Genomic DNA, 22324 nt, shown 5'->3' on the forward strand with positions numbered 1-22324 from the left:
GCACAGAGCATAAATTGCTCTGCGTACAGATTGACGAATTCTGGCTAACTCTCTACTTTTAACCAATTAGCCTGAAATATTCCGCGAACTGGAGTAACCGCCATGTGGCGACAACGCCTAACGGTTTTTAAAGATAAACCCGAGATAAGCTTGCTGCGGGAAATGAGTACAACAAGCTGGCGTTTGTACCATGTAAAAGATAAATCCGCATGGTTTCTTGATGCCTTCGCACCTGAAGGCGCACCACCCAGTCTCGGCGCGCATTATGATAGCCTTATCAAAATACCCGACATTATTTGCCCAGAATTTGAAGCATTTTTAGCTGAACACCCCAACAAATTTGACTCTTTTCAAATTTACAGAGAAATCTTGCATGAGGCGATATTTCTTAGTCAAATGTTTAACACTCAAGTACTTTCCTCATATAGTGATGATGAAGAGAGTGATTTTGTTGCCGTGGCTGAACACGGCGAGCTTAAGTTGCTACGTTTTGGATGCTATACAGAAGAAATTCGCCAGCTGACCCGCGCAGAAGCATTTGCGGTTGATAGCCACATTACGACTATGTATGTCAGCGATAAAGAAATGGACATAAACAGAATCGAGGTTTACGAGTATCTTACTTACCAAGCACAAAAGTTACCTAACACACCGATAATGCTTTGCCCCTTTCATCGCTATGTTGAAGGATTAATTGGCAATCTAGTAGTTTTTAAAACACTCTGGTCATCTTCTAACACCGTGCCACCTAATCTTATTTTCCGTAATGCACATATCACTCTGCGCGATCAGTTTGCTGTGGTATTACCTGACTATACTGCTGATATCGACGACTTTGAACTGATCGCGAAGTATCGCTTTAGACAAAGCCTCAAGACTGTCGCCGCAAAAATACTAAGCGACCTATTGACGTTCCTTCACAAACGACTAAAAAAGCACCCACTAACAATCTTATCCAGTTTGCTGCTTTTAATCATAATGGTTTTTGGGCCCAATAGAGCCTTAGATGAGAATCACAGTAGCAAAAATAGCTTTGAGGGTAGCTGCTTAGCCTCGGGGGGAGAGCCTCGTATTGATAAGTCTTTATCTAAGATCAGACCTGGCCTTGGCAAGCGTTGTGTCATAGCAGGGCTAAGCTATCCCGAGCATCTAATCCCTGCGGTAGCTGGCGACACGCGGTTAATAGCAGTGCATTACTCACAAGCGCCTTGCCAAGCTGATCAGAGCCAAGATTGTATGCTGCTTGATGGCGCAGAATTTCAGGAGGTGATTGCCGGCTTTACGCCTCAACCCGATACTCGAGGTGTTCTACTCCTTAACCGCACCACGCTTTGTAACACAACAGGGCCCGCAGAATGTGCAGCTGATGTGCCGGTTTTTCATTATCAACTACAACGTCAATTACTCGTATCGTCAGGCTCAGCACCTAAAGTAGATTGAAGCACTGCTGTTTAAGCTAATCGTTCCAACCTACTATGGGTAAGTATGAGATATTAGATTCTAAGATAGAACTGAATAACGTGAAAGTGCTTCAGAACCTAGTAAGGAAGGCTATGCTAAAAGCGATACCACAGATGCAAAAAAGCCGCTTTAAAAGCGGCTTTTTTTTTAATCTGGAGCGAGTTACGAGATTCGAACTCGTGACCTCGACCTTGGCAAGGTCGCGCTCTACCAGCTGAGCTAAACTCGCAATGTATTGCTTTAATATTGCTGGTCAATATTAAATGGTGCCCGGGGCCGGACTTGAACCGGCACGAGGTTTCCCTCGAGGGATTTTAAATCCCTTGTGTCTACCGATTTCACCACCCGGGCAGACAACTTTCAAACGTATTAAAACAGCATGTTGTGGAGGCGGGTCCCGGAGTCGAACCGAGGTGGACGGATTTGCAATCCGCTGCATGGCCACTCTGCCAACCCGCCACTGTTGCTACCAACTCTAAAGAATTGGAGCGAGTTACGAGATTCGAACTCGTGACCTCGACCTTGGCAAGGTCGCGCTCTACCAGCTGAGCTAAACTCGCGTTGCTATGACCGTTTCGTGGCCATCTGCCTTAACACGTGACGCATTCTACTGTTTTAAATAAATCCGTCAATATTAAATTTTTAGTTTTATGTCTGTTTGCTTAAAAAGTAACTGACTTGCTGACAATTAAAGCGACTTGGCTACACTGTTGACAAATCCGCCCAAGCTGAACGCAAATATTCATACATCGACCACACAGTTAGGATAGTTGCAATGTACAACATTAACATACCAACGGGTGTAAACCAGCTCAATAAGCTTAATGTTGGCTGCCAAATTAAAGCGATTAACGCTAACATTTGCGCAATAGTTTTGTATTTGCCTAAATTCGATACCGCAACATTCGCGCGTTTGCCTAGGCTTGCCATCCATTCACGTAACGCCGAAATAAAGATTTCACGACTAATAATAATAATAGTAGGAATGATCACCCAGAGGGTTTTAATGTCTACGGCAACTAATACCAAAGCGGTGGCCACCATCACCTTATCGGCGACCGGATCTAAAAAAGCACCGAACGGGGTAAATTGCTCCAGTTTTCTGGCTAAATAGCCGTCTAACGCATCGGTAATTGCCGCTAAGCAAAACACCAGAGCAGACCAAAAACGGGCATTTTCCAAACCAGAGTAGAAAAAATAGATAAATACTGGGATGAGCAGTAAACGAAACAGCGTTAACAGGTTGGGAATATTCCACATAACAGAGTTCTCAGGCACTTAATGCCTTAATGCTACTTGTTCTGACAGGCTTGGTAAATCTTTTCTGCTTGTTGTTTTGAAATTCCAGGCACAGAACACAGTTCAGTAACGGATGCTTTTAATACACCTTGTAAGCCACCTAAGTATTGTAACAAGGCTTGCCGGCGTTTTTCACCAATACCTGAAATGTTTTCAAGCGGACTTTTTAATAAAGCTTTACCGCGTTTATTTCGATGACCGGTTATCGCAAAACGGTGCGCCTCATCACGGATCTGCTGGATCAAATGCAAGGCGGGGCTATCTTCCGGTAAGTTAATACTCCGCCCACTATCCCACAAAATTAAGGTTTCTAAGCCCGCTTTACGACTGACGCCTTTAGCCACACCAATCAGTAAGGGCTTTTTCGCATGTGGCCAAGCGCTAAATTGTTCCAGTGCGATGTTCAGTTGCCCGATACCACCATCGATAAAAATAATATCAGGGATTTTACTGACTTCGCTTAGCTTGCTGTAGCGCTTATCTAACGCAAAGCGCATCGCGGCATAATCGTCCCCCCCGGTGATACCGGTGACATTGTAACGGCGGTATTCTTGCTTGTAAGGGCCTTCACCATCAAACACCACGCAAGATGCGATGGTGGCCTGCCCCATGGTATGACTAATATCAAAACATTCCATACGGCCAATATCATCTGGTAATTGTAATAATTGTTGTAATGCTTGATAGCGTACCCGCATTTTTTGCGTTAATGACTGCCTGCTGTCTAAGGCAATTTGCGCATTTTTCTGCGCTAAACTCAAATACTGGGCTTTCTCGCCGCGTTTAGCGGCAGTTAACCGCACTTTGAACTCAGCAATATTACTTATCGCTTCGGCTAAACTATCCGCATTTTCAAGTGCCATCGGTAACACGATCTCTTTAGGGATCTGCTGTTCGCTGTGACCATTGAGATAAAATTGTAGAATAAAAGCAGATAATACCTCGGCCGCACTCATATCCAACGGCACTTTCGGATAATAGGATTTGCTACCGAGAATTTTCCGATCACGAATAAACAGCACATGCACTACCGCGGTTTGACCATGCAAGCTAAAGCCGATGGCATCAAGCTCTTCATGATCACCGCTCACATATTGCTGTTCTTGCACTTTGCGCAAGGCACTAATTTGATCGCGAAATGCAGCGGCAGCTTCAAATTGCCAGCTCTCACTGGCTGCAGCCATTTTCTGCACTAAATCATCAATAACTTGTTGGTTTTTACCGGCTAAAAATAGCGCCGCTAAACGCACTTGCTCTGCGTAATCTTCATCGCTAATTTTACCCACGCAGGGCGCACTGCACAGCTTTAATTGATATTGCAAACAGGGCCGAGTGCGAGCACGGTAGAAACCATCTTCGCATTGACGGATCGGGAAAATTTTCTGCAAACTTTTTAAACTTTGCCACACCGCACCAGCATTCGGGTAAGGCCCAAAATACTGGCCCACCACTTTTCGCGGGCCGCGATGTGAACTAATCCGCGGATGACGATGAGAAGTTAATAAGATATACGGATAAGACTTATCATCACGCAGTAAAATATTGTATTTGGGTAAGTACTGTTTTATCAGGTTGTTTTCTAAAATCAGTGCTTCGGTTTCACTGTGCGTCAGAGTGAATTCGATACTCGCAATTTGCCCAACCAAGGCACGGGTTTTCACACTGTCGACCGTGGTTCGAAAATAGCTACTTAGCCTTTTCTTCAGATCTTTTGCTTTACCCACATAAATAACAATGCCGCCCTGGTTAAACATGCGATACACGCCAGGTTGTTGCGGCACTGTGGCCAAAAACGCTTTTGAATCAAACATAATAGGACTTGTTAATGCGCAATCTTAGCGATATCTATCATGCCATGTCGAAACGCTAGATGAGTAAGTTCAACATCACCATTAATCGCCAGTTTTTCAAACATGCGATAACGATATGAATTTACCGTTTTTGCACTGACATTTAACTGATCAGCGATATCGGTTACCTTTTGACCACGGGTGATCATCATCATGATTTGTAATTCACGATCAGATAACCCTTCAAAAGGATTAGGTTGCAAATTATTGACCTTAGCCAAGGCCATTTTTTGCGCCACTTCATCAGAGATATGTCGCACACCGGAATACACTTTTTTAATCGCCATTACCATTTCTTTGGGTGGCGTATTTTTTGAGATAAAACCGGCGGCACCTAATTGCATCACTTTAGTCGGTACCGGCTCTTCACAAGAAATAGATAAGGCCAATACTTTAACATCTGGGCAATAATGCAGAATGCGCTTGGTCGCGGTCATGCCACCCATACCGGGCATATTCATGTCCATCAACACGACATCAGGTTCGTTTTGACGACAAAACTGTAAGGCTTCTTCGCCGGAGCTGGCCTCGCCTATCACCTTGATACCGCGCTCATCCATTAGTATGCGACTTATACCAGTCCGAACAAGCTCGTGATCATCAACTAACAGCACGTTAATCAACTTGGCTTCTCCGTTATGCGGGTTATCACCTGTAGCTGGCGGATTTGTCCACAGCTAGGCGCTATATTAATTTTCCAGTTAACCGCTTAAGAGCTAACTACGGTGTCATCGCTTTGCGTCAAATTAACAATGACCAGCAAAGCAGCTGCTTAGTGTGCCAGAAAGCGTTGCATCTGCAAACCATTAAATGTTTCTAAAATCGGTGCAAATTAACAAGCGAAATCAAAGGCTTTTAGCGCAAAAACTACTATATAGCGATTAAGTTTATTTAGCGAGTGTAGTTAAATGAAAAAATAATGAGGTATTTAGCTAGACAGGTATAGGAAGTTGCGTGGCGGAGGGGGAGAGATTCGAACTCTCGGTAGGCTATTAACCTACGCCGGTTTTCAAGACCGGTGCATTAAACCGCTCTGCCACCCCTCCGCGTTACAGAACGGCATATTAAAAACTTGGCTGCACTTTGTAAAGCGTTAATTTTACTTCGCTAAACTAACTGCCGACAATTTCAGCAAATGGCGGGCAAACGTTACAAACCTAACGCTATATTGTCGTCGCAGCTTATTCAGGTTTGCAACAGCGTGATGTTGAACCTAACGTTAAACTGCAACGTAAGAAAGCAAAAAGCCACCCTAGGGTGGCTTTTTAGAATAATGGCGGAGGGAGAGAGATTCGAACTCTCGGTAGGCTATTAACCTACGCCGGTTTTCAAGACCGGTGCATTAAACCGCTCTGCCATCCCTCCAGCGCTGCGTATACTAATCACTTTGCTCTGGAAAATAAAGCAAAAAATTTAAAATAATTCTAACTGCCGTTTTTTCGTGCAGCCAGCTCTAGTTATAACGGAACTTTAACAGTATTATGCACTCAGTAACTTTACAAAACTCGGTAATAGGAGACATTTATGTCATACAGAGAAACCAGTAATATCAACACACTCAGTCATGGTGTTGAAATCAACAAGGTATTGCGCAACACCTACTTTTTGCTAGGTTTAACCTTAGCCTTTAGCGCGGTAACCGCCGTTACCGCCATGGCCATGAACATTTCGCCGATGGCTTCTTTAGTCTGCATGATCGCAGGCTTTATTATGCTATTTGTTGTTAACAAAAAAGCAGACTCTGCTAGCGGCATTTTCTGGGTATTTGGTTTTGCAGGCGCCATGGGCGCGTCACTTGGCCCAATGTTGTCAATGTATGCTGGCTTAGCCAATGGCCCAGCGTTAATTATGCAAGCCTTAGCCGGTACTGCGCTGATCTTCTTTAGTTTATCGGCTTATGTTTTAACCACACGTAAAGACTTCTCTTTTATGGGCGGTTTCTTAATGATTGGTTTAATCGTGGTGTTGGTTGCTGCTTTAGCAAATATATTTTTAGCTATCCCAGCGTTAAGCCTAACCATCAGTGCCGTGGTTATTTTGATTATGTCAGGTTTAATCTTGTTTGATACCAGCCGTATCATCAACGGTGGTGAAACAAATTATATCCGTGCAACCGTTTCGTTATACCTAAACGTGTTCAACATCTTTGTGCACCTGTTAAGCTTATTAGGCATTATGGGTGGTGACGACTAAGCTTTTGCTGCTCAGTCGTAATTTAGTTAAAATACCCCGCTAAGCGGGGTATTTTTTTAGCCGCGCCCTACTGTGCTGTGCCCAGTGCACTAATGCCGTTATTAAGAGAAACTACCGTGGCTCATTTTAGTTTATTGTTGACTCAAAACCCCTTTGCTTCTCAAAGCTTTGATAGTGCTTTGCAATTTGCCAAAGCGGCTTTAGCCGCAGGCTACAGCATTGAGCAGGTGTTTTTATATGAAGATGCCGTATTCGCAGCCGCAGCGACGATCGACTTACCCACAGATGAACGTAGTTTGGCAGCGGAATTAGCCAAATTTTGTCAGCAGCAACAGCTGCCTTTGTTATATTGCATTACCGCGGCAGAGAAACGCGGTGTGCAAGCAGCGAATGATAGCCTTTTTCAAGCAGCTGGCTTGGCCGAGTTTGCTATGCGTTTGGCCAACAGTAAATTGGTGCAATTCTGATGCAACATATCCTGATACTGCAAACGCAGTCGCCGTTTAATCAAGCCCGCGCTCGTGAAGCGCTCGATTTAACCTTGGCTTTAGCCGCCGTGGATTATCAGCTCAGTGTCGTCTTTATGGCGGATGCCGTATTTCAATTAGTAAGCCCTGCTGAGTTAAAAGCACCTCCCATCAAGCCGGTGTATAAAAGTTTTGGTTTATTTGGTTTATACGACATTGAACAGTGCTTCGTCTGCCAGCAAGCATTAACACAACGCGGTCTGACCGCTTTGCCGCTGCCTCCCGGATTTCAAACTATTACGCCGACAGCCATAACCGCCCTGATACGCGCGGCCGATCAGGTAATAAGGTGCTAAGCCATGATACTGTTTAATCTTATTAACCCCGCAGCAGATTTAACCGAATTAGCCCAGCTCTGTACCCCAGCTGATACTGTACTTTTACGCCAAGATGCCGTTTACCTAGTATTACAGCCGTCATTACCTTTTACGTGTCGGGTGCTGGCTTTATCGAGTGATCTAGCATGGCGCAATCTGGCCAAGCCAGCACATATTCAGCTGATCAACACACAAGAATGGGTGCAATTAACGGCAGCCGCGAATAAAAGCATCTTATGGCGATAACGCCAAGTTTTATTAAGGATCGAACCTCAGTATGAGCATGACATTTTTGACAGTAGGCGATCAGCAGCTCGCATTAGACAAACACGGTTATTTAGCGCAGATGTCTGATTGGCAGCCGTCGGTAGCAGAGCGTTTTGCAGAATTAGAGCAGATAACCTTAACCGAGGCGCACTGGGAGGTGATCCGCTTTGTGCGAGAGTTTTATCAGGAATTTAATACCTCACCCGCAGTGCGGATGTTAGTCAAAGCCATGGCAGCCAAATTTGGCCCTGAGAAAGGCAGTAGTAAATATTTATTTATGTTGTTTCCTGAAGGCCCTGCTAAACAAGCCACTCGGCTAGCCGGTTTACCCAAACCAGCCAAGTGCTTATAACAAGTCGGTTTAACGCAGGTGCGTTTTACCCCCCATATAAGGCTGTAACACGGCAGGAATAGCCACTGAGCCGTCGGCTTGTTGATAGTTTTCTAATATCGCTACCAAGGTGCGACCTACCGCTAAACCTGAGCCATTTAAAGTATGCAGCAACTCGGGCTTTTTACCTTCGGCTGAACGGAAACGTGCTTGCATGCGACGAGCTTGGAAATCGCCCATGTTTGAGCAAGACGAAATTTCACGATAAGTATTTTGCGCCGGTAACCACACTTCTAAATCATAGGTTTTACAGGCACCAAAACCCATATCGCCAGTACAAAGCAGCATGACCCGATACGGTAAGCCGAGCAGTTGTAAGATTTTCTCGGCATGGCCCGTCAGCTCTTCTAATGCGGCCATTGATAGTTCAGGATGTACCAACTGCACCAATTCTACTTTATCAAATTGGTGTTGGCGGATCAGGCCTCGCGTATCACGACCATATGAGCCGGCTTCACTACGAAAACAAGGGGTATGCGCCGTATATTTAATCGGTAACTCGTTTACATCGACAATGCTGTCACGCGCCAAGTTGGTCACCGGTACTTCTGCTGTAGGGATCAACGCCATACCTTGACCTTCCTCGGTCGCCGGTTGAGTATGAAATAAATCGGCACTGAATTTGGGTAACTGGCCGGTGCCATATAAACTGTCGTGATTCACTAAATAAGGCACGTACAACTCGGTGTAGGCATGCTGTTCAGTATGCACATCTAACATAAATTGCGCTAAAGCACGATGCAGTTTGGCCATTTGCCCTTTCATCACCACAAAGCGCGAGCCTGAAAGTTTTACGGCACTTTCAAAATCTAAGCCTTCAGCATAGGCCTCACCTAAGGCCACATGATCTTTGACCGGAAAAGCAAATGTTGCCGGCTCACCGACACGTCGTACTTCAACATTGGCTTGCTCATCGGCGCCGATCGGTACGGATGCATCCGGTAAATTTGGCAAACTTAAGGCAATTTTGTCTAATTCGGCTAACACCGCATCCAAACGTAACTTGGCTGCATCTAATTGTGCGCCTAAACCATCCACTTCAGCTAACAGTGGCGTAATGTCTTCACCGCGGCCTTTAGCTTGACCAATGCCTTTTGATTTAGTGTTACGTAAGCTTTGCAGATCTTGCGTTTGCATCTGCAATTCGCGACGTTGTTCTTCCAAAGCAGTTAAGGTGGCAACATCTAGCGTTAAACCACGCGTTGCTAAACGTTCGGCAGTTTGCGCTAGCTCAGCGCGAAGAAATTTTGGATCTAACATAGTAATAACTTCTTGTGGCCAACCCGAGGGTGGCAATTAATCGAATAGGTCAGAATATTAACCAGCGTCGCGGCAAATTGAAATGCTTTTCCTTGATTTTCCTCAAGGCTGACGCTTGTTTTTACTGTTGGCGTCTAATTCACGTAAATAGCGTAGCTTTTCTGCCAATTGTTTTTCCATGCCACGATCAGAGGGGTGATAAAATTGTTCTCCCCAAAGCTCTGCAGGTAAATAGCGCTCGCCCGCCGCATAGGCACCAGGTTCGTTATGGGCATAGCGATACTCCGCCCCATGCCCCAATTGTTTTTGTAACTGAGTGGGCGCGTTACGCAGGTGTAGCGGCACGGGATAATCTCTTTGGCTAGCCACTACCTGCTTCATGTCATTGAAGGCTTGATAAACCGCATTACTTTTTGGTGCTAGCGCTAAATACACCGCGGCTTGTGCGATAGCCCGCTCTCCCTCGGCTGGCCCCACCCGCTGAAAGGTATCCCAAGCATCCTTAGCCAAGGTCAGCGCGCGAGGATCGGCATTACCAATATCTTCACTGGCAATGGCCAGCAAACGTCTGGCAACGTAAAGTGGATCGCCGCCACCGGCCAAAATACGGCAATACCAATACAAGGCGGCATCCGGATCGGAGCCGCGTACGGATTTATGAAAAGCAGAAATCAGGTCGTAAAATAATTCACCTTCACGATCAAAACCCGGTAATTGTTGCGGCACAATTTGCCGTACTTGCTCCACACTGATGGTGGCATTCTGCACCAGCTCAGCTAATTGCTCTAAAATGTTTAATAAACGCCGCGCATCGCCGGCACTTAATTGAATTAATAGCTGCTCAGCAGCAGGGCTTAAGCTGAGTTTAAGCGCAGCCAATCCCTCAGGGTGACTGTGCAAGGTACGTGTTAATACCGTCTTTAAATCTGCATCGGTTAACGGTTTTAACACGCACACCCGAGTGCGAGATAATACAGCGTTATTTAACGCAAAGGCGGGGTTTTCGGTGGTCGCACCGATGAAGATAATAGTGCCATCTTCGATAAAGGGTAAAAAAGCGTCTTGCTGGGCTTTGTTAAAACGATGTACTTCATCAACAAACAATAAGGTGCGCTGTTGATACTGCTGCTGGCGTAATTTCGCTTCGCTAATGGCGTCACGGATCTCTTTCACACCGGCAGTTACCGCAGAAAGTCGCTGCATGCTAGCCTTGGCATGACTGGCAATAATTTCAGCCAGGGTGGTTTTACCGGTGCCTGGCGGCCCCCACAAGATCAACGAAAAAACGCGTCCAGCAAGGATCGCTTGATAAAGCGGTGTACCCGGCGCCACGATATGCTGCTGCCCAACATAATGCTCTAATGTACGTGGCCGCATTCGCGCGGCCAACGGCATCAAGTTGTCATTAAAATCGAAAGGTAAGCTACTCATCAGGCAAGCAACTGTAGAAATTAACGCTGACGTTGATCATCAACATCTAAATTTTTGCTCACGGTAAAAGTAAACAGCTTATCGGCAATACTGCTATTAACCTTGATCTTACTAAACAAATAAACGCTTTGTTGTTGGTTGATATCAATAACTTGCATTTCAACTAACTGGTCATCTTTAAAGGTCAACATCAGTTGCTGCACCGGATTACCGGCATCGAGAGGATGTATAAAAAAGCTCTGTTGCTGCTGCGTGACTTGATACTGCTGCCATAACGCTTTATCCGTTGAGGTGAGCAGTGCAAAAGGCGTTTGTCCCACTTCACTGTTGGCATCATAAATACTGACTTGTTCAAGCAACTCGTTGTAAAACCACAAAGTTTTACCATCACTGACTAACAATGATTGCTCTGGCGTTTCACTTTCAAAACGAAAACGCGCATGTTGTTTTAACGCCAACTTGCCCTGACCTTCTTGCAACAATTGCTGCTGAATATCATAAACTCGCTGTTGATAATCTGCGGAAAAACTCTTAATTTTCGCCAGTTGCTGCATCAAGGGCTGACTGGCATCTTCGCTCGCCATGCGCTGTTGCCGTAATGCCTGCATATGTGGCGCAAAATCAGGTCGTGCCACGACTTCTACCGTTTGCGCTGATAACGTAGAGGTTAACCCTGCTGCGTTTAAACTGGTTAAGAGCAAAACGACCACTGCACTTTTTTTCATTAATACCCTCTATTATTTGGCGCAGGTACCACGACTTCGCGATTACCATTGTGTCCCGGCGCACTGACAACGCCACTACTTTCCATTTGTTCTACTAAACGTGCAGCACGGTTATAACCGATCCGAAACTTGCGCTGTACGCCAGAAACAGAAGCTCGACGCGATTCGATAACGAAGGCAACCGCCTGATCATATAAAGGATCCGATTCGCCGTCTTCCGTTTCGAGAGTTTCACCAGGCAAGAGGTTTTCTTCGGTTGTTTCGCCACTTAAAATTTCAGCAATATATTGAGGTTTACCGCGTTTTTTCCAATCTGCAACCACCGCATGAACTTCATGATCATCAACAAAAGCACCATGCACCCGTGTTGGCACACCAGAGCCAGGCGGTAAATACAACATATCGCCCTGCCCTAATAAGCTTTCGGCCCCTTGCTGATCCAGAATGGTACGCGAGTCAATTTTTGACGACACCTGAAAGGCTATTCGCGTAGGAATATTGGCTTTAATTAAGCCGGTGATCACATCCACAGAAGGACGCTGCGTCGCCAGGATTAAATGGATCCCCGCGGCTCGGGCTTTTTGCGCAATACGTGCAATCAGCTCTTCCACTTTTTTACCGACGATCATCATCATGTCGGCGAATTCATCGATTACCACAACAATAGCCGGTAATTTCTCTAATAATGGCGCTTCAGTGCGCATATCATCAGAGGGTTTCCATAGCGGATCTTTCAGTGGCTCGCCTTCGGCAGCCGCTTCTTTAACTTTAAGGTTGTAGCCTTTTAAGTTACGCACACCTAAAGCTGACATTAATTTATAGCGACGTTCCATTTCACCCACACACCAACGCAGGCCATTGGCGGCGTCTTTCATGTCGGTAACCACTTCGGTTAATAAATGCGGAATACCTTCGTAAATCGACAGTTCCAACATTTTGGGATCAATCATCAAGAAGCGCACATCATCAGGGGTCGATTTGTATAATAAACTACAAATCATCACGTTAACCCCTACTGATTTACCCGAACCGGTTGTACCGGCCACTAACAAATGCGGCATTTTGGCTAAGTCGGCCACCACTGATTTACCAGCGATATCTTTGCCTAATACCATGGTAAGCGCTGATTTGGACTCCGTGAAAATCTCATCACCAATTACTTCAGATAAACGCACAATTTCCCGATGCTGGTTCGGTAACTCTAAACCGATAAAGCTTTTACCTGGGATAACTTCCACAACACGGACACTGATTGCGGATAATGAGCGTGCTAAATCTTTGGCTAAACCCGTAATTTTACTCACTTTAACCCCAGGGGCTAAGTCTAATTCAAAACGGGTGACGACTGGGCCAGGGTGAACACCGACCACTTGCGCTTCAACATTAAAATCTAATAGCTTGGCTTCAACTAAGCGCGACACACGCTCTAAATCGGCGGGGTCAATCGGATTAATCGCTTTATCGGGGCGATCCAATAAGGCTAAAGACGGTAACTCTTCCAGCGAGTGCGCGACTTCTTCACTGTCATCAACCGTGTCATCCTCGTCTGGCGGGAACTGCATCAACGGATCCAGTTCTTCCTCTTGCTGCATATATTTGAAGGTGCTAGTAACATGCTCTGCATCAAAGGGCTCATCCACCGCACTAAAAGACAATTGATCATCCGCCAAGGTGTCAACACTGTAATAGGCTTTGCTTTCAGTTCGTTCATTCAATGGCCGAATTGGCAGCGGCTCTTTGCGTTTAATGGCTGGCACATCATCGTCACTAAAAGAGAAATGCGGATCGACACTTTCTGGCGGCTCGCTAAAATCAATATCATCGTCAATCGGCTCAGGCATCCGAGTTATACGCGCGCGTTTGGCGATGGCTTTGGTAGGTGGTGCGAGCTCTTCTTCTGGTTCCAGTTCAGCTTTGCGCTCGGCATTAGCCGCTCGCCGCTCGGCCAAGAATTGAGGAAAATTCAGCACAAGATTAAACAGGGCAAAACATTGTGCGCCTAAATAATCCGCCACGGTTAGCCAAGAAATACCGGTTAATAAAGTCAAGCCGGTGGCAAAGGCGCACAGTAATAACAGGCTGGTGCCAATAAAATTAAAATACGGCAGCAAATTACCGCTGATCCGATCGCCTAACACGCCACCGGAAGAGAAATAATAAATATCATTGAAATTCATGCTGCTAATGGCTGTTGCCGCACACAGTGTCAACAACACACCAAATAAACGTAAGCCTAGAATTAAATAATCGAGTTGTAATAAGTCATGGTAGCGCTTAAACAACAGATAACCGGTTAACGCCACCACAAAAGGCAGCAAATAGGCTACCCAGCCAAAACTGACCAACAACACATCGGCTAACCAAGCGCCACTGCGCCCAGCATAATTATTAATTTGTTGATGATAGCCTGTTTGTGACCAGCTCGGATCGGCTGGGTCAAAAGACAACAGTGACAGCAACATAAAAAGTGCCAGGCCAGAAAAAACAATCAGCCCCACTTCTAATAATCGCTGTACCCCATTTAACGTGAAAAACACTTTGCTTTGCAAAAGAAAGGCCCCTAAATTCGTCATCACACTTGGCTACGCAACGCCGGTTTCATACCATGAATTGCCACTAGCGCTCAGTCACGACTGCCTGTCGCCACTGACGCGACTAGGTTACCAGAGCTGGGGTAAAAGTGCATCTATGTCCGGCATAGCGTAACGGCTTTTCGCTGAATGATAGCTGTATAAAGCCAATAACTTAGCTTAAACCATCGGCACAAAACTACTTTGTTTCACCTCTTCCATCACCACATAGGTACGGCTTTCGCGCACACTGGGTAAACGGAGTAAGGTTTCCCCTAATAACTCGCGGTATGCCGCCATATTAGCAACACGGGTTTTCAGTAAAAAATCGAAGCTTCCCGATACCAAATGACACTCTTGGATCTCTGATAACTTTTGCACCGCTTTACTGAACTCATCAAAATCTTCCGGCGAGGTTTTGCTTAGCGTTATTTCAACAAAAACCAATAATGCGGCTCCCACTTTGTGTGGGTCAACTTGTGCGGTATAGCCCAAGATATAACCTTCAGATTCTAGCTTTCGCACTCGCTCTAAACAGGGCGTAGGACTAAGCCCTACCCTTCTGGCCAATTCCACATTGGCTAAACGACCATCGAGTTGTAATTCGACTAATATTTTTCGATCAATCCTATCTAACTTCTTGATACTCTTACTTAAAGAATACATAGCAGCATAAAATCCCGACTTGTAACCATAAACAGCATATTGCACTATTTAGCAAACTTAAAACAAGCAGTAATTCTGGTTTTTTGCCGCTATACTTCCTAAAAATATTACTCAACTGAACCAAGGTGAAACATATGATTATCGGTGTACCTAAAGAAATCAAAAACCATGAATACCGTGTCGGCATGACGCCAGCAAGCGTTCGCGAACTGATTGGCCATGGCCACAGCGTGTTGGTTGAACAGCAAGCCGGTATGGGTATCGGTTTTACCGATGAAGATTATCAAGCTGCCGGTGCTTCTGTATTAGCGACTGCGGCTGACGTGTTTGCACAAGCAGACATGATTGTAAAAGTAAAAGAGCCACAAGCTGTTGAACGTGCCATGTTACGTGATGGCCAAATTCTGTTCACTTACCTGCACTTAGCGCCGGATCCAGAACAAACTGCTGATTTAATCAATTCAAAAGCGGTTTGTATCGCTTATGAAACTGTCACCGATAATAAAGGCGGTTTACCGTTATTAGCGCCTATGTCAGAAGTGGCTGGCCGCATGTCAATTCAAGCCGGTGCTCGTGCTTTAGAAAAATCTTGTGCTGGTCGCGGTATGTTATTAGGCGGTGTACCTGGTGTAGCACCCGCTAAAGTCGTGGTTGTCGGTGGCGGTATGGTGGGTACTAACGCGGCGCAAATGGCCTTAGGTTTAGGTGCAGATGTTACCGTACTGGATCGTAATGTAGATGTGTTACGCCGCATTAACGCTCAGTTCAACGGCGCAGTTAAAGCCATTTACTCAACGGCTGATGCCTTAGAGCAAGAAGTCTTAGCCGCTGATTTAGTGATTGGTGGTGTATTAGTACCAGGCGCAGCCGCGCCTAAGCTGATTACCCGTGACCATATCAAACGCATGAAGCCAGGCTCAGCTATTGTTGATGTGGCGATTGACCAAGGCGGTTGTGTGGAAACCTCAAAACCCACTACCCATGCCGATCCAACTTATATTATTGATGAAGTTGTGCATTACTGTGTTGCGAACATGCCAGGTGCGGTGCCACGTACCTCTACTTTCGCCTTGAACAATGCCACCCTGCCTTTCATTATTCGTTTGGCGAACAAAGGCTACAAAAAAGCCTTACAAGATGACAAGCATCTGTTAGCGGGTCTAAACGTGTACCGTGGCTTAGTGACTAACGAAAGTGTTGCTGACGCGTTAAAACTGGCTTACGTAGCGCCAGAAACCGCTATTGGTGCCTAATTAGCGTTACCTTTAATCTGAGCAAACAGCCGGTATTTTTTACCGGCTTTTTTATTTCTGCTTGTTTTAACGATTTATTATCCGATAAAGCTATACATTCCGCTCAGACCTGTTATAGTGCTTTCCGGCCTGTAGTACAGACCTATGTAACAACTTGTTTTTGAAAACTTCGCTACACAGCTTCGCTTGTAAGTCATGTCCTGAAGATTCACGCACGTTTGGCCACATAAGTAACAGTCAGGCTAAAAGCGCATTTCGCGTTAAATAACTTTTTAAAATTTTTAGGAGTCTCTCATGGCTAAAGTAACTGGTGTAGTAAAGTGGTTCAACGCAGATAAAGGTTTCGGTTTCATCACTCAAGACAACGGCGGCGCTGACGCTTTCGTTCACTTCCGTGCTATCCAAACTGAAGGTTACAAAACCTTAAACGAAGGCCAACGTGTTGCCTTCGAAATCGAACAAGGCCAAAAAGGCCCACAAGCTGCTAACGTAACTGTACTGTAATAGTACTTTTATAAAGCGCTTCTCGATTTGAGATAGTATAAAAGGTCAGCTTGCTGGCCTTTTTTGTTTCTGCCATTCCTGTTTCTACTTTACTCTTTTGTATGCTGTTGTTTCCTCTGATATTTTATATTGCCCTGTTCTGCATTCTCGCATTCTGCTGGTAAATCGCATTCACGTTTTCGCCGTTGGCGAGAGACTTTCTTTTGCATCGCCAAAGAACGTATCCAAAGAAATTGCGCCCCACTGCCACTCGAAAGCCCAGCTGCTCATGCGTTGTCCAAGGCGAAAACATCACTCGTGTTATGCTTCGTCGCTGCACTCAAACGCCCGTTTTCTTAAAACCTTGGCCAACGATGATCAGTCAGCTCGCTCTAAGGGGAATAAAAGCCAGAGCGGTATTCGCCTAGCTGAATAGCTTGTTAGTGCCAATTGCAGACATTTCAACTTTAAGGTTTTAAAGTCCGCTTTTAGGTGTTAGCAGAACGCAAAGCACACTGGCGAGGAGCCGCGCAGCGGGTTCGCGTCCCAGCGACCAACGGGAGCGAGTGATGCGTATTGTTAAGCGGTTGCACTAGCATAAAAAACCACTCCAAAGAAGCCGGACATTATTACAATTATTAATAATACATACCGTTTACGAGCCAAGTTTTTACGATTTAGCCATTGCATCAATGGAAAACACGCTACTAGCCAAGCTGAAAAGACTATAAGCGACCAAACTAACTCGTGACGAAATACCAAATGAGCGGCTCCAAAGGGCGGCCCCATGATAATCAACAAAATTAGACGGGCATCTAGAGCGCCCAACTCAGTGCGACTTTTCATAATAACGCTTAACACAAAGCACACGGGCGGAAAAACGCGTTAGCGTTTGACTTCCCAGTGGCCGCAGGCCACGAGTGATGCGCCTTGTTATACATCATCTTTTAACAACTTATGAAGCGCATCTATTCGCTTATTAATTCTTTTACTTTCAGCATGCAATTCTGAACTCATACCAAATATAAGAATTAAAAAAACATACGAAACAGGTTGCTGAGCAACTTCTGGATAGATGAATAGAATAAAGGCCATTGCAATCACCATGCTTGCAAATCTAATGATACTGCCTTTCCAATTTGGGCGGAGTTTTTCAAACTCATCTAAAAGTGCTTGCTTCTTTTGCATGCTATTAAAAAGCGAATGAGCTTCAACTTTATCCTTGTCCATCAGATATTCCTATTGTGATTTATAACAGTTGTTATGCAGGCCTTTCAGTAACATCAGAAAGGTAGAATTAATTCATACCTATGAGTTTACCGAAAATCAATGACTTGAGAAGCCGATTAAGCACTTAATTCACTTTTAATTTACTAGCTTCGTGTTCAGATACCAAGACCCTTAACGTTTTCGCCGTTGTCAAAACAAAAGAAAGTTATTCGCCAACGGCGAAAAGGTGTGCACTACGAGTAAAGTATCCTGCCGCCATCACTAAACAGCGCTACTAGCTAACATATTTCTACACAACAGCAAACAACAGGCATAAAAAAGCCCGCAAACAGCGGGCTTTCAAAATGGCGAAAAATTATTTCGCGATAGGTAAAGTTGGGTATTTAATACCCGCCATTTCATTCATTACGCGAGTAACCTGCACACTGTAACCAAACTCGTTGTCATACCACACGTATAACACGCAACGGTCGCCATCAACGATAGTGGCTTGTGAGTCAACCACACCTGCGTAGCGCGAGCCCACTAAGTCAGAAGAAACGATTTCGGTTGAACTGGTAAAATCGATTTGATCTTGCAACTCAGAGAACAGTGACGTGCGCTGCAAGAAATCGTTTAACTCATCTTTGTTGGTTTCGCGATTCAAGTTTAACGATAATATCGCCATTGACACGTTAGGCGTTGGCACACGAATCGCATTACCGGTTAACTTACCTTTTAATTCAGGCAAAGCTTTAGCCACCGCACTGGCGGCACCCGTTGAGGTTAATACCATATTTAACGGCGCAGCACGGCCACGGCGATCGGCTTTGTGGAAGTTATCAATCAAGTTTTGATCGTTGGTATAAGAGTGCACGGTTTCTACGTGACCATTGCGAATACCGTACTCATCTTGCAGTGCTTTTAATACTGGCGTAATGGCATTGGTGGTACAACTGGCTGCAGAAACAATTTTATGCTCTGGCGTGATCATATGCTGGTTAACACCATATACCACGTTCGGTACTTCACCTTTAGCCGGTGCGGTAATTAACACGCGAGCCGCACCTTTGCTTTGCAAGTGAATGGATAATTCTTTATCGTCTTTAAATATACCGGTGTTATCGACGATTAGCGCGTTATCAATACCGTATTGCGTGTAATCAACTTGCTCTGGCGAATTGGCATAAATCACTTTGATAAAAGTACCGTTAGCTTTAATGCCTTGGTTCTCTTCATCGACCGTAATGCTGCCATTGAAAGGGCCATGAATAGAATCGCGACGTAATAAGCTGGCGCGTTTTTCTAAGTCACCTTTTTTACCGCCACGTACCACTATCGCTTTTAAACGTAATTTACTGCTAGGGCCTGAGCGCTCTAACATTAAGCGGGCAACTAAGCGGCCAATTCGACCAAAACCATAGAGCACAACATCAACGGGTGTCACTTGATCTTCATGATCAAGAATATCCGCTAGTTCTTGAGCTAAATATTGCTCAAGCGTTAGGCCTGATGCATTGTCTTTATATAAATAGGCGTACGCCAATTTACCAATATCTACCCGACCGGGTGCCAAATTCATTTTACTGATGGCTTCTAATAACGGAAAACTCTCGCGAAGGCGTAATTTTTGACCTTCGAACCGCTCTACTGTTTTATGCGCTTTAATAATATCAATGGTGGTAGCGTTAACCAGAGGCCGCCCATAGATAACCACCTCAATGCCTTTATTACGATAAAGCCGACCAATGATAGGTAACATGTTTTCGGCGTATTCCTGGCGTTCCTGCCAGCTTTTTTGATACTGTTCTGCGTGTGATAGGGTCATTATTAGGCCTTTTACTTCAATAAAATGAATTAATCGGTGTGCCTAAGCCGCTTTTCTGTAGGATACAGCGGTTTTTATAAGGCGGCCTATTGTAATTGATTATGAAACCCTACCACAACACTTACAGCTTAAATATAGGCTTAAGTCTTATGGGTGAATGTTAATGAAGCTGAATTAACACAGTAGCGCTGCCCGGTTGGCGCAGGCCCGTCTTCAAACACATGGCCTAAGTGGGCATCGCAATTATTACAAACAATTTCAATGCGTTGCATACCATGACTGTGGTCTTCTTCATAACGCACCTTCCCCGCTAACGATTGATAAAAACTGGGCCAGCCGCAACCGGCATCAAACTTCGTGCTGGCATTAAATAATTCTGTACCGCAACAGACACAGTGATAAGTGCCTGCTGCGGTATGGTGTAATAATTCACCCGTAAATGGATATTCTGTGCCTTTTAAGCGCGTTACCCGAAATTGCTCTTCGGTTAAACGCTGCCGCCATTCTGCTTCTGATAATTTCATTTGATGCTCCTGTATTATCTTTTAACGCTAACATCAATATACGCTGCGCGCTGTGCTTGGCTCAATCAGTTTGTCTCTGGCCTAGCTAAAAGCGTAACGATTGCTAATGGCTTTGGCTTTAAAACAAGCTTATAGCAAAATGAATCAACAAAACTGGCTAGCTGTTAGCATCGTGTAAAGGGGCTTAGCCAACATTAATCCGCCGTAATAACAACACTTAACCATAGCACTTATCGATGCGCTAGCTAGCTATTTGTTGAGGTAAATCAATACTAACAGGTAGCCCATCGACTGACCTTAAGGTAAATTAGTCATCATACTTAATACACTGAACAAAGTGAGGGCTAACGTAAAGTTACAGGCGGTTATATCAGCCTGCAGTATGCCACTGGCGATTTGCCACCGAAGCTACAACTTGGCCATGATACTTCAGAAATTAGACAACAGAGCGCTGCAAATGACTATACTGCAGGTGTCGATTAGCTGTTTAATAGCCAGAGAAGAGCGTATTTCTTTGTTAACCAGTAAGCGTTGACCGATGAGACTGACACCTCGATCGCGTTAATTCTGCAATACCATTTCTAGGAGCTCATCATGACAGTTAACGAAACGAAAACCCCATTTTTGGCGCTGCTGATTGGCCCATTGTTGATGCTAATCACCTTAGTGTTACCCGCACCTTTTGGTATGAATGAACCTAGCTGGTTAGTCATAGGTTTAACCGTTTGGATGGCCAGTTGGTGGATCAGTGAAGCTGTTCCCATCCCTGCCACAGCTTTTTTACCTTTACTCGTGGCTCCCTTACTCGATTTAAATAGTTTAAGCGCCGTGGCACAGTCTTATGCCCATCCATTGATTTTTTTATTCTTGGGCGGATTTATAATCTCGATTGCCATGGAACGTTGGTCTTTGCATACCCGTATCGCCTTGCATACCATGCTGATTGTGGGCAGTAAACCAAGCCAGCAAATTGGCGGTATTATGTTAGTCACGGCGTTCTTATCAATGTGGATGTCGAACACGGCAACCGCGGTAATGATGTTACCCATTGCACTGTCTATTACTCGCATGTTAGAGCAAGATAAACAACCTAGCGAAAATGACTTTAGCAAGGCTATTTTATTAGCCGTGGCTTATGCTGCCTCGATTGGCGGTTTAGCAACCTTAATTGGTACACCTCCTAACGCTTTTATGGCCGCGTTTTTACAAGATACCTACGGCATTCGGATTGGTTTTGTTGAGTGGATGATTGTGGGATTACCGCTGTCCGTTGCCATGTTGTTCGGTTGTTGGTTATGGCTAACCAAATTTGCTTATAAACTCGACCAAGTTAAGATTGCCAACACCCGTAACTTATTCCACCAAAAGTTGATTGTGCAGGGTAAGATGCAGCGAGGTGAAAAAGCGGTACTGATTATTTTCGCCCTGACTGCCTTACTATGGATCACACGTCCGTTTTTAGTCAAACTCATCGGTTTACCGTTAGATGACACTATCATTGCGATGCTTGCAGCGGTATTAATCTTAGTATTGCCTTTGGACAGTAAAAACACCCGCATTTTAACTTGGGAAGAAACCAAGCAGTTGCCTTGGGGGATCCTAATGTTGTTTGGTGGCGGTTTAAGCCTCGCCGCGCTGATCAGTAAAAGTGGTTTAGCCAGTTATATCGCTGAGCAAGTGATGTTACTCGACAACATGCCGCTGTGGCTGATGGTGGTGCTCGTGACGACTGTTATCGTATTTTTGACCGAAGTCACCAGTAATACCGCGACAGCAGCAGGCTTTTTACCCTTGCTAGCGCCCATATCGTTAGCCATGTCAGGCTCGCCAATGACCTTGGTGATCCCGGCTGCCATTGCAGCCAGCTGTGCCTTTATGATGCCGGTAGCCACCCCGCCCAATGCCATTGTCTTTTCATCTGGTCATTTACGCATTGCGGACATGGTTAAAGCCGGTTTTGCTTTAAATCTCTTTGCCGTCTTGTTGGTGAGCTTAACCAGCTTATTTTTAGCGCGTTGGGTGTTTGCGTTTTAATCCGTTTTTACGCAACCTTATTTATCACCATAAAAA

20 protein-coding genes, 6 tRNA genes and 1 pseudogene are annotated in these 22324 nt (G+C 45.1%); 9 read left to right on the plus strand and 18 right to left on the minus strand.

The genetic code is table 11. The features are described 5' to 3' along the window. Positions 1–102 precede the first annotated feature (102 nt). Positions 103–1440, plus strand: coding sequence for a hypothetical protein (locus ORJ01_RS00610; protein ID WP_306176593.1), 1338 nt, complete (start codon positions 103–105; stop codon positions 1438–1440). Between the two features lie 174 nt (positions 1441–1614). Here the strand turns inward: ORJ01_RS00610 and ORJ01_RS00615 are convergent. From ORJ01_RS00615 to ORJ01_RS00655, 9 genes are all read right to left on the minus strand, one after another. Continuing rightward, positions 1615–1690 (minus strand) — tRNA-Gly (locus ORJ01_RS00615). A 35-nt stretch (positions 1691–1725) separates the two neighbouring features. Beyond that, a tRNA-Leu gene (locus ORJ01_RS00620) sits at positions 1726–1812 on the minus strand. Between the two features lie 34 nt (positions 1813–1846). Beyond that, positions 1847–1920: transfer RNA gene (locus ORJ01_RS00625), tRNA-Cys, on the minus strand. A 25-nt stretch (positions 1921–1945) separates the two neighbouring features. Further along, positions 1946–2021 (minus strand) — tRNA-Gly (locus tag ORJ01_RS00630). A gap of 142 nt (positions 2022–2163) precedes the next feature. Then, the gene (gene pgsA, locus ORJ01_RS00635) at positions 2164–2721 is read right to left on the minus strand and encodes a CDP-diacylglycerol--glycerol-3-phosphate 3-phosphatidyltransferase (RefSeq protein ID WP_229585985.1); all 558 of its coding nucleotides are present in this window, start codon (positions 2719–2721) and stop codon (positions 2164–2166) included. 32 nt (positions 2722–2753) lie between these two features. Next, positions 2754–4571, minus strand: a complete 1818-nt coding sequence (gene uvrC, locus ORJ01_RS00640; RefSeq protein WP_306176594.1) for an excinuclease ABC subunit UvrC — start codon at positions 4569–4571, stop codon at positions 2754–2756. An 11-nt stretch (positions 4572–4582) separates the two neighbouring features. Further along, the gene (gene uvrY, locus ORJ01_RS00645; RefSeq protein ID WP_226751465.1) at positions 4583–5233 is read right to left on the minus strand and encodes a UvrY/SirA/GacA family response regulator transcription factor; all 651 of its coding nucleotides are present in this window, start codon (positions 5231–5233) and stop codon (positions 4583–4585) included. 332 nt (positions 5234–5565) lie between these two features. Next, positions 5566–5656: transfer RNA gene (locus tag ORJ01_RS00650), tRNA-Ser, on the minus strand. Between the two features lie 228 nt (positions 5657–5884). Beyond that, positions 5885–5975 (minus strand) — tRNA-Ser (locus tag ORJ01_RS00655). Positions 5976–6134: 159 nt separating this feature from the next. On the opposite strand from ORJ01_RS00655, the gene ORJ01_RS00660 reads away from it, so the two are divergent. The 5 genes from ORJ01_RS00660 to ORJ01_RS00680 all read left to right on the plus strand — a co-directional run bounded on the left by ORJ01_RS00660 (position 6135) and on the right by ORJ01_RS00680 (position 8266). Further along, positions 6135–6803, plus strand: a complete 669-nt coding sequence (locus ORJ01_RS00660) for a Bax inhibitor-1/YccA family protein (protein ID WP_226751464.1) — start codon at positions 6135–6137, stop codon at positions 6801–6803. A gap of 92 nt (positions 6804–6895) precedes the next feature. Next, a complete protein-coding gene (locus ORJ01_RS00665; RefSeq protein WP_306176595.1) occupies positions 6896–7270 on the plus strand; it encodes a DsrE/DsrF/TusD sulfur relay family protein in 375 nt (124 codons plus the stop codon). Next, the gene (gene tusC, locus ORJ01_RS00670; RefSeq protein WP_306176596.1) at positions 7270–7626 is read left to right on the plus strand and encodes a sulfurtransferase complex subunit TusC; all 357 of its coding nucleotides are present in this window, start codon (positions 7270–7272) and stop codon (positions 7624–7626) included. Before ORJ01_RS00665 ends, tusC begins: the two co-directional genes overlap by 1 nt. 3 nt (positions 7627–7629) lie before the next feature. Further along, entirely contained in the window at positions 7630–7893 is a 264-nt protein-coding gene (locus tag ORJ01_RS00675; protein ID WP_306176597.1) for a DsrH/TusB family sulfur metabolism protein, read from the plus strand. Between the two features lie 31 nt (positions 7894–7924). Next, the gene (locus ORJ01_RS00680) at positions 7925–8266 is read left to right on the plus strand and encodes a TusE/DsrC/DsvC family sulfur relay protein (protein ID WP_267867490.1); all 342 of its coding nucleotides are present in this window, start codon (positions 7925–7927) and stop codon (positions 8264–8266) included. A 9-nt stretch (positions 8267–8275) separates the two neighbouring features. Here ORJ01_RS00680 and serS read toward each other — a convergent pair whose 3' ends face one another. The 6 genes and pseudogenes from serS to lrp form a co-directional block, all read right to left on the minus strand. After that, complete coding sequence (gene serS, locus ORJ01_RS00685; protein ID WP_306176598.1) at positions 8276–9565, minus strand: serine--tRNA ligase; 1290 nt, start codon at positions 9563–9565, stop codon at positions 8276–8278. 102 nt (positions 9566–9667) lie between these two features. Further along, positions 9668–10996, minus strand: coding sequence for a replication-associated recombination protein A (locus tag ORJ01_RS00690; RefSeq protein ID WP_306176599.1), 1329 nt, complete (start codon positions 10994–10996; stop codon positions 9668–9670). Between the two features lie 20 nt (positions 10997–11016). Further along, positions 11017–11721: an outer membrane lipoprotein chaperone LolA gene (gene lolA / locus ORJ01_RS00695; RefSeq protein ID WP_306176600.1), complete on the minus strand. Its 705-nt coding sequence runs from the start codon at positions 11719–11721 to the stop codon at positions 11017–11019. Further along, positions 11721–11963 carry a DNA translocase FtsK gene (locus tag ORJ01_RS16175; RefSeq protein WP_371930714.1) on the minus strand — a complete coding sequence of 81 codons (243 nt, stop codon included), beginning with the start codon at positions 11961–11963 and terminating at the stop codon, positions 11721–11723. The genes lolA and ORJ01_RS16175 overlap by 1 nt, the downstream gene beginning before the upstream one ends. A 29-nt stretch (positions 11964–11992) precedes the next feature. After that, positions 11993–14294, minus strand: a pseudogene (locus ORJ01_RS00700) (DNA translocase FtsK 4TM domain-containing protein); the annotation flags it as partial. A gap of 177 nt (positions 14295–14471) precedes the next feature. After that, complete coding sequence (lrp, locus tag ORJ01_RS00705; RefSeq protein WP_226751455.1) at positions 14472–14957, minus strand: leucine-responsive transcriptional regulator Lrp; 486 nt, start codon at positions 14955–14957, stop codon at positions 14472–14474. Between the two features lie 134 nt (positions 14958–15091). Here lrp and ald point away from each other — a divergent pair, with 134 nt between their 5' ends. Both ald and ORJ01_RS00715 read left to right on the plus strand, forming a co-directional pair. After that, positions 15092–16210, plus strand: coding sequence for an alanine dehydrogenase (ald, locus tag ORJ01_RS00710; protein ID WP_226751454.1), 1119 nt, complete (start codon positions 15092–15094; stop codon positions 16208–16210). A gap of 294 nt (positions 16211–16504) precedes the next feature. Continuing rightward, positions 16505–16714, plus strand: coding sequence for a cold-shock protein (locus tag ORJ01_RS00715; RefSeq protein ID WP_027670166.1), 210 nt, complete (start codon positions 16505–16507; stop codon positions 16712–16714). Between the two features lie 912 nt (positions 16715–17626). Here the strand turns inward: ORJ01_RS00715 and ORJ01_RS00720 are convergent. The 3 genes from ORJ01_RS00720 to msrB form a co-directional block, all read right to left on the minus strand. Beyond that, on the minus strand, positions 17627–17923 hold the full coding sequence (locus tag ORJ01_RS00720) for a hypothetical protein (RefSeq protein WP_306176601.1): 297 nt from the start codon (positions 17921–17923) through the stop codon (positions 17627–17629). A gap of 355 nt (positions 17924–18278) precedes the next feature. Next, a complete protein-coding gene (locus tag ORJ01_RS00725; protein ID WP_306176602.1) occupies positions 18279–19730 on the minus strand; it encodes a glyceraldehyde-3-phosphate dehydrogenase in 1452 nt (483 codons plus the stop codon). Positions 19731–19870: 140 nt separating this feature from the next. Beyond that, positions 19871–20254: a peptide-methionine (R)-S-oxide reductase MsrB gene (gene msrB / locus ORJ01_RS00730; protein WP_226750989.1), complete on the minus strand. Its 384-nt coding sequence runs from the start codon at positions 20252–20254 to the stop codon at positions 19871–19873. Positions 20255–20848: 594 nt separating this feature from the next. Here msrB and ORJ01_RS00735 point away from each other — a divergent pair. After that, a complete protein-coding gene (locus ORJ01_RS00735; RefSeq protein ID WP_306176603.1) occupies positions 20849–22288 on the plus strand; it encodes a DASS family sodium-coupled anion symporter in 1440 nt (479 codons plus the stop codon). The last annotated feature ends 36 nt before the right edge of the window (positions 22289–22324 follow it).

The organism is Alishewanella sp. SMS8, from assembly GCF_030737935.1.
Classification (GTDB): domain Bacteria; phylum Pseudomonadota; class Gammaproteobacteria; order Enterobacterales; family Alteromonadaceae; genus Alishewanella; species Alishewanella maricola.

What these genes read in the sequence shown, in the direction of transcription:
- ORJ01_RS00660 (WP_226751464.1), top strand. Translation starts at nt 6,135, where the DNA reads ATGTCATACAGAGAAACCAGTAATATCAACACACTCAGTCATGGTGTT.
- pgsA (WP_229585985.1), bottom strand. Translation starts at nt 2,721, where the DNA reads ATGTGGAATATTCCCAACCTGTTAACGCTGTTTCGTTTACTGCTCATC.
- lrp (WP_226751455.1), bottom strand. Translation starts at nt 14,957, where the DNA reads ATGTATTCTTTAAGTAAGAGTATCAAGAAGTTAGATAGGATTGATCGA.
- msrB (WP_226750989.1), bottom strand. Translation starts at nt 20,254, where the DNA reads ATGAAATTATCAGAAGCAGAATGGCGGCAGCGTTTAACCGAAGAGCAA.
- ORJ01_RS00720 (WP_306176601.1), bottom strand. Translation starts at nt 17,923, where the DNA reads ATGGACAAGGATAAAGTTGAAGCTCATTCGCTTTTTAATAGCATGCAA.
- lolA (WP_306176600.1), bottom strand. Translation starts at nt 11,721, where the DNA reads ATGAAAAAAAGTGCAGTGGTCGTTTTGCTCTTAACCAGTTTAAACGCA.
- uvrC (WP_306176594.1), bottom strand. Translation starts at nt 4,571, where the DNA reads ATGTTTGATTCAAAAGCGTTTTTGGCCACAGTGCCGCAACAACCTGGC.
- ORJ01_RS00680 (WP_267867490.1), top strand. Translation starts at nt 7,925, where the DNA reads ATGAGCATGACATTTTTGACAGTAGGCGATCAGCAGCTCGCATTAGAC.
- ORJ01_RS00715 (WP_027670166.1), top strand. Translation starts at nt 16,505, where the DNA reads ATGGCTAAAGTAACTGGTGTAGTAAAGTGGTTCAACGCAGATAAAGGT.
- serS (WP_306176598.1), bottom strand. Translation starts at nt 9,565, where the DNA reads ATGTTAGATCCAAAATTTCTTCGCGCTGAGCTAGCGCAAACTGCCGAA.
- ORJ01_RS00725 (WP_306176602.1), bottom strand. Translation starts at nt 19,730, where the DNA reads ATGACCCTATCACACGCAGAACAGTATCAAAAAAGCTGGCAGGAACGC.
- ORJ01_RS00675 (WP_306176597.1), top strand. Translation starts at nt 7,630, where the DNA reads ATGATACTGTTTAATCTTATTAACCCCGCAGCAGATTTAACCGAATTA.
- ORJ01_RS00690 (WP_306176599.1), bottom strand. Translation starts at nt 10,996, where the DNA reads ATGAGTAGCTTACCTTTCGATTTTAATGACAACTTGATGCCGTTGGCC.
- ORJ01_RS00610 (WP_306176593.1), top strand. Translation starts at nt 103, where the DNA reads ATGTGGCGACAACGCCTAACGGTTTTTAAAGATAAACCCGAGATAAGC.
- ald (WP_226751454.1), top strand. Translation starts at nt 15,092, where the DNA reads ATGATTATCGGTGTACCTAAAGAAATCAAAAACCATGAATACCGTGTC.
- ORJ01_RS00665 (WP_306176595.1), top strand. Translation starts at nt 6,896, where the DNA reads ATGCCGTTATTAAGAGAAACTACCGTGGCTCATTTTAGTTTATTGTTG.
- ORJ01_RS00735 (WP_306176603.1), top strand. Translation starts at nt 20,849, where the DNA reads ATGACAGTTAACGAAACGAAAACCCCATTTTTGGCGCTGCTGATTGGC.
- tusC (WP_306176596.1), top strand. Translation starts at nt 7,270, where the DNA reads ATGCAACATATCCTGATACTGCAAACGCAGTCGCCGTTTAATCAAGCC.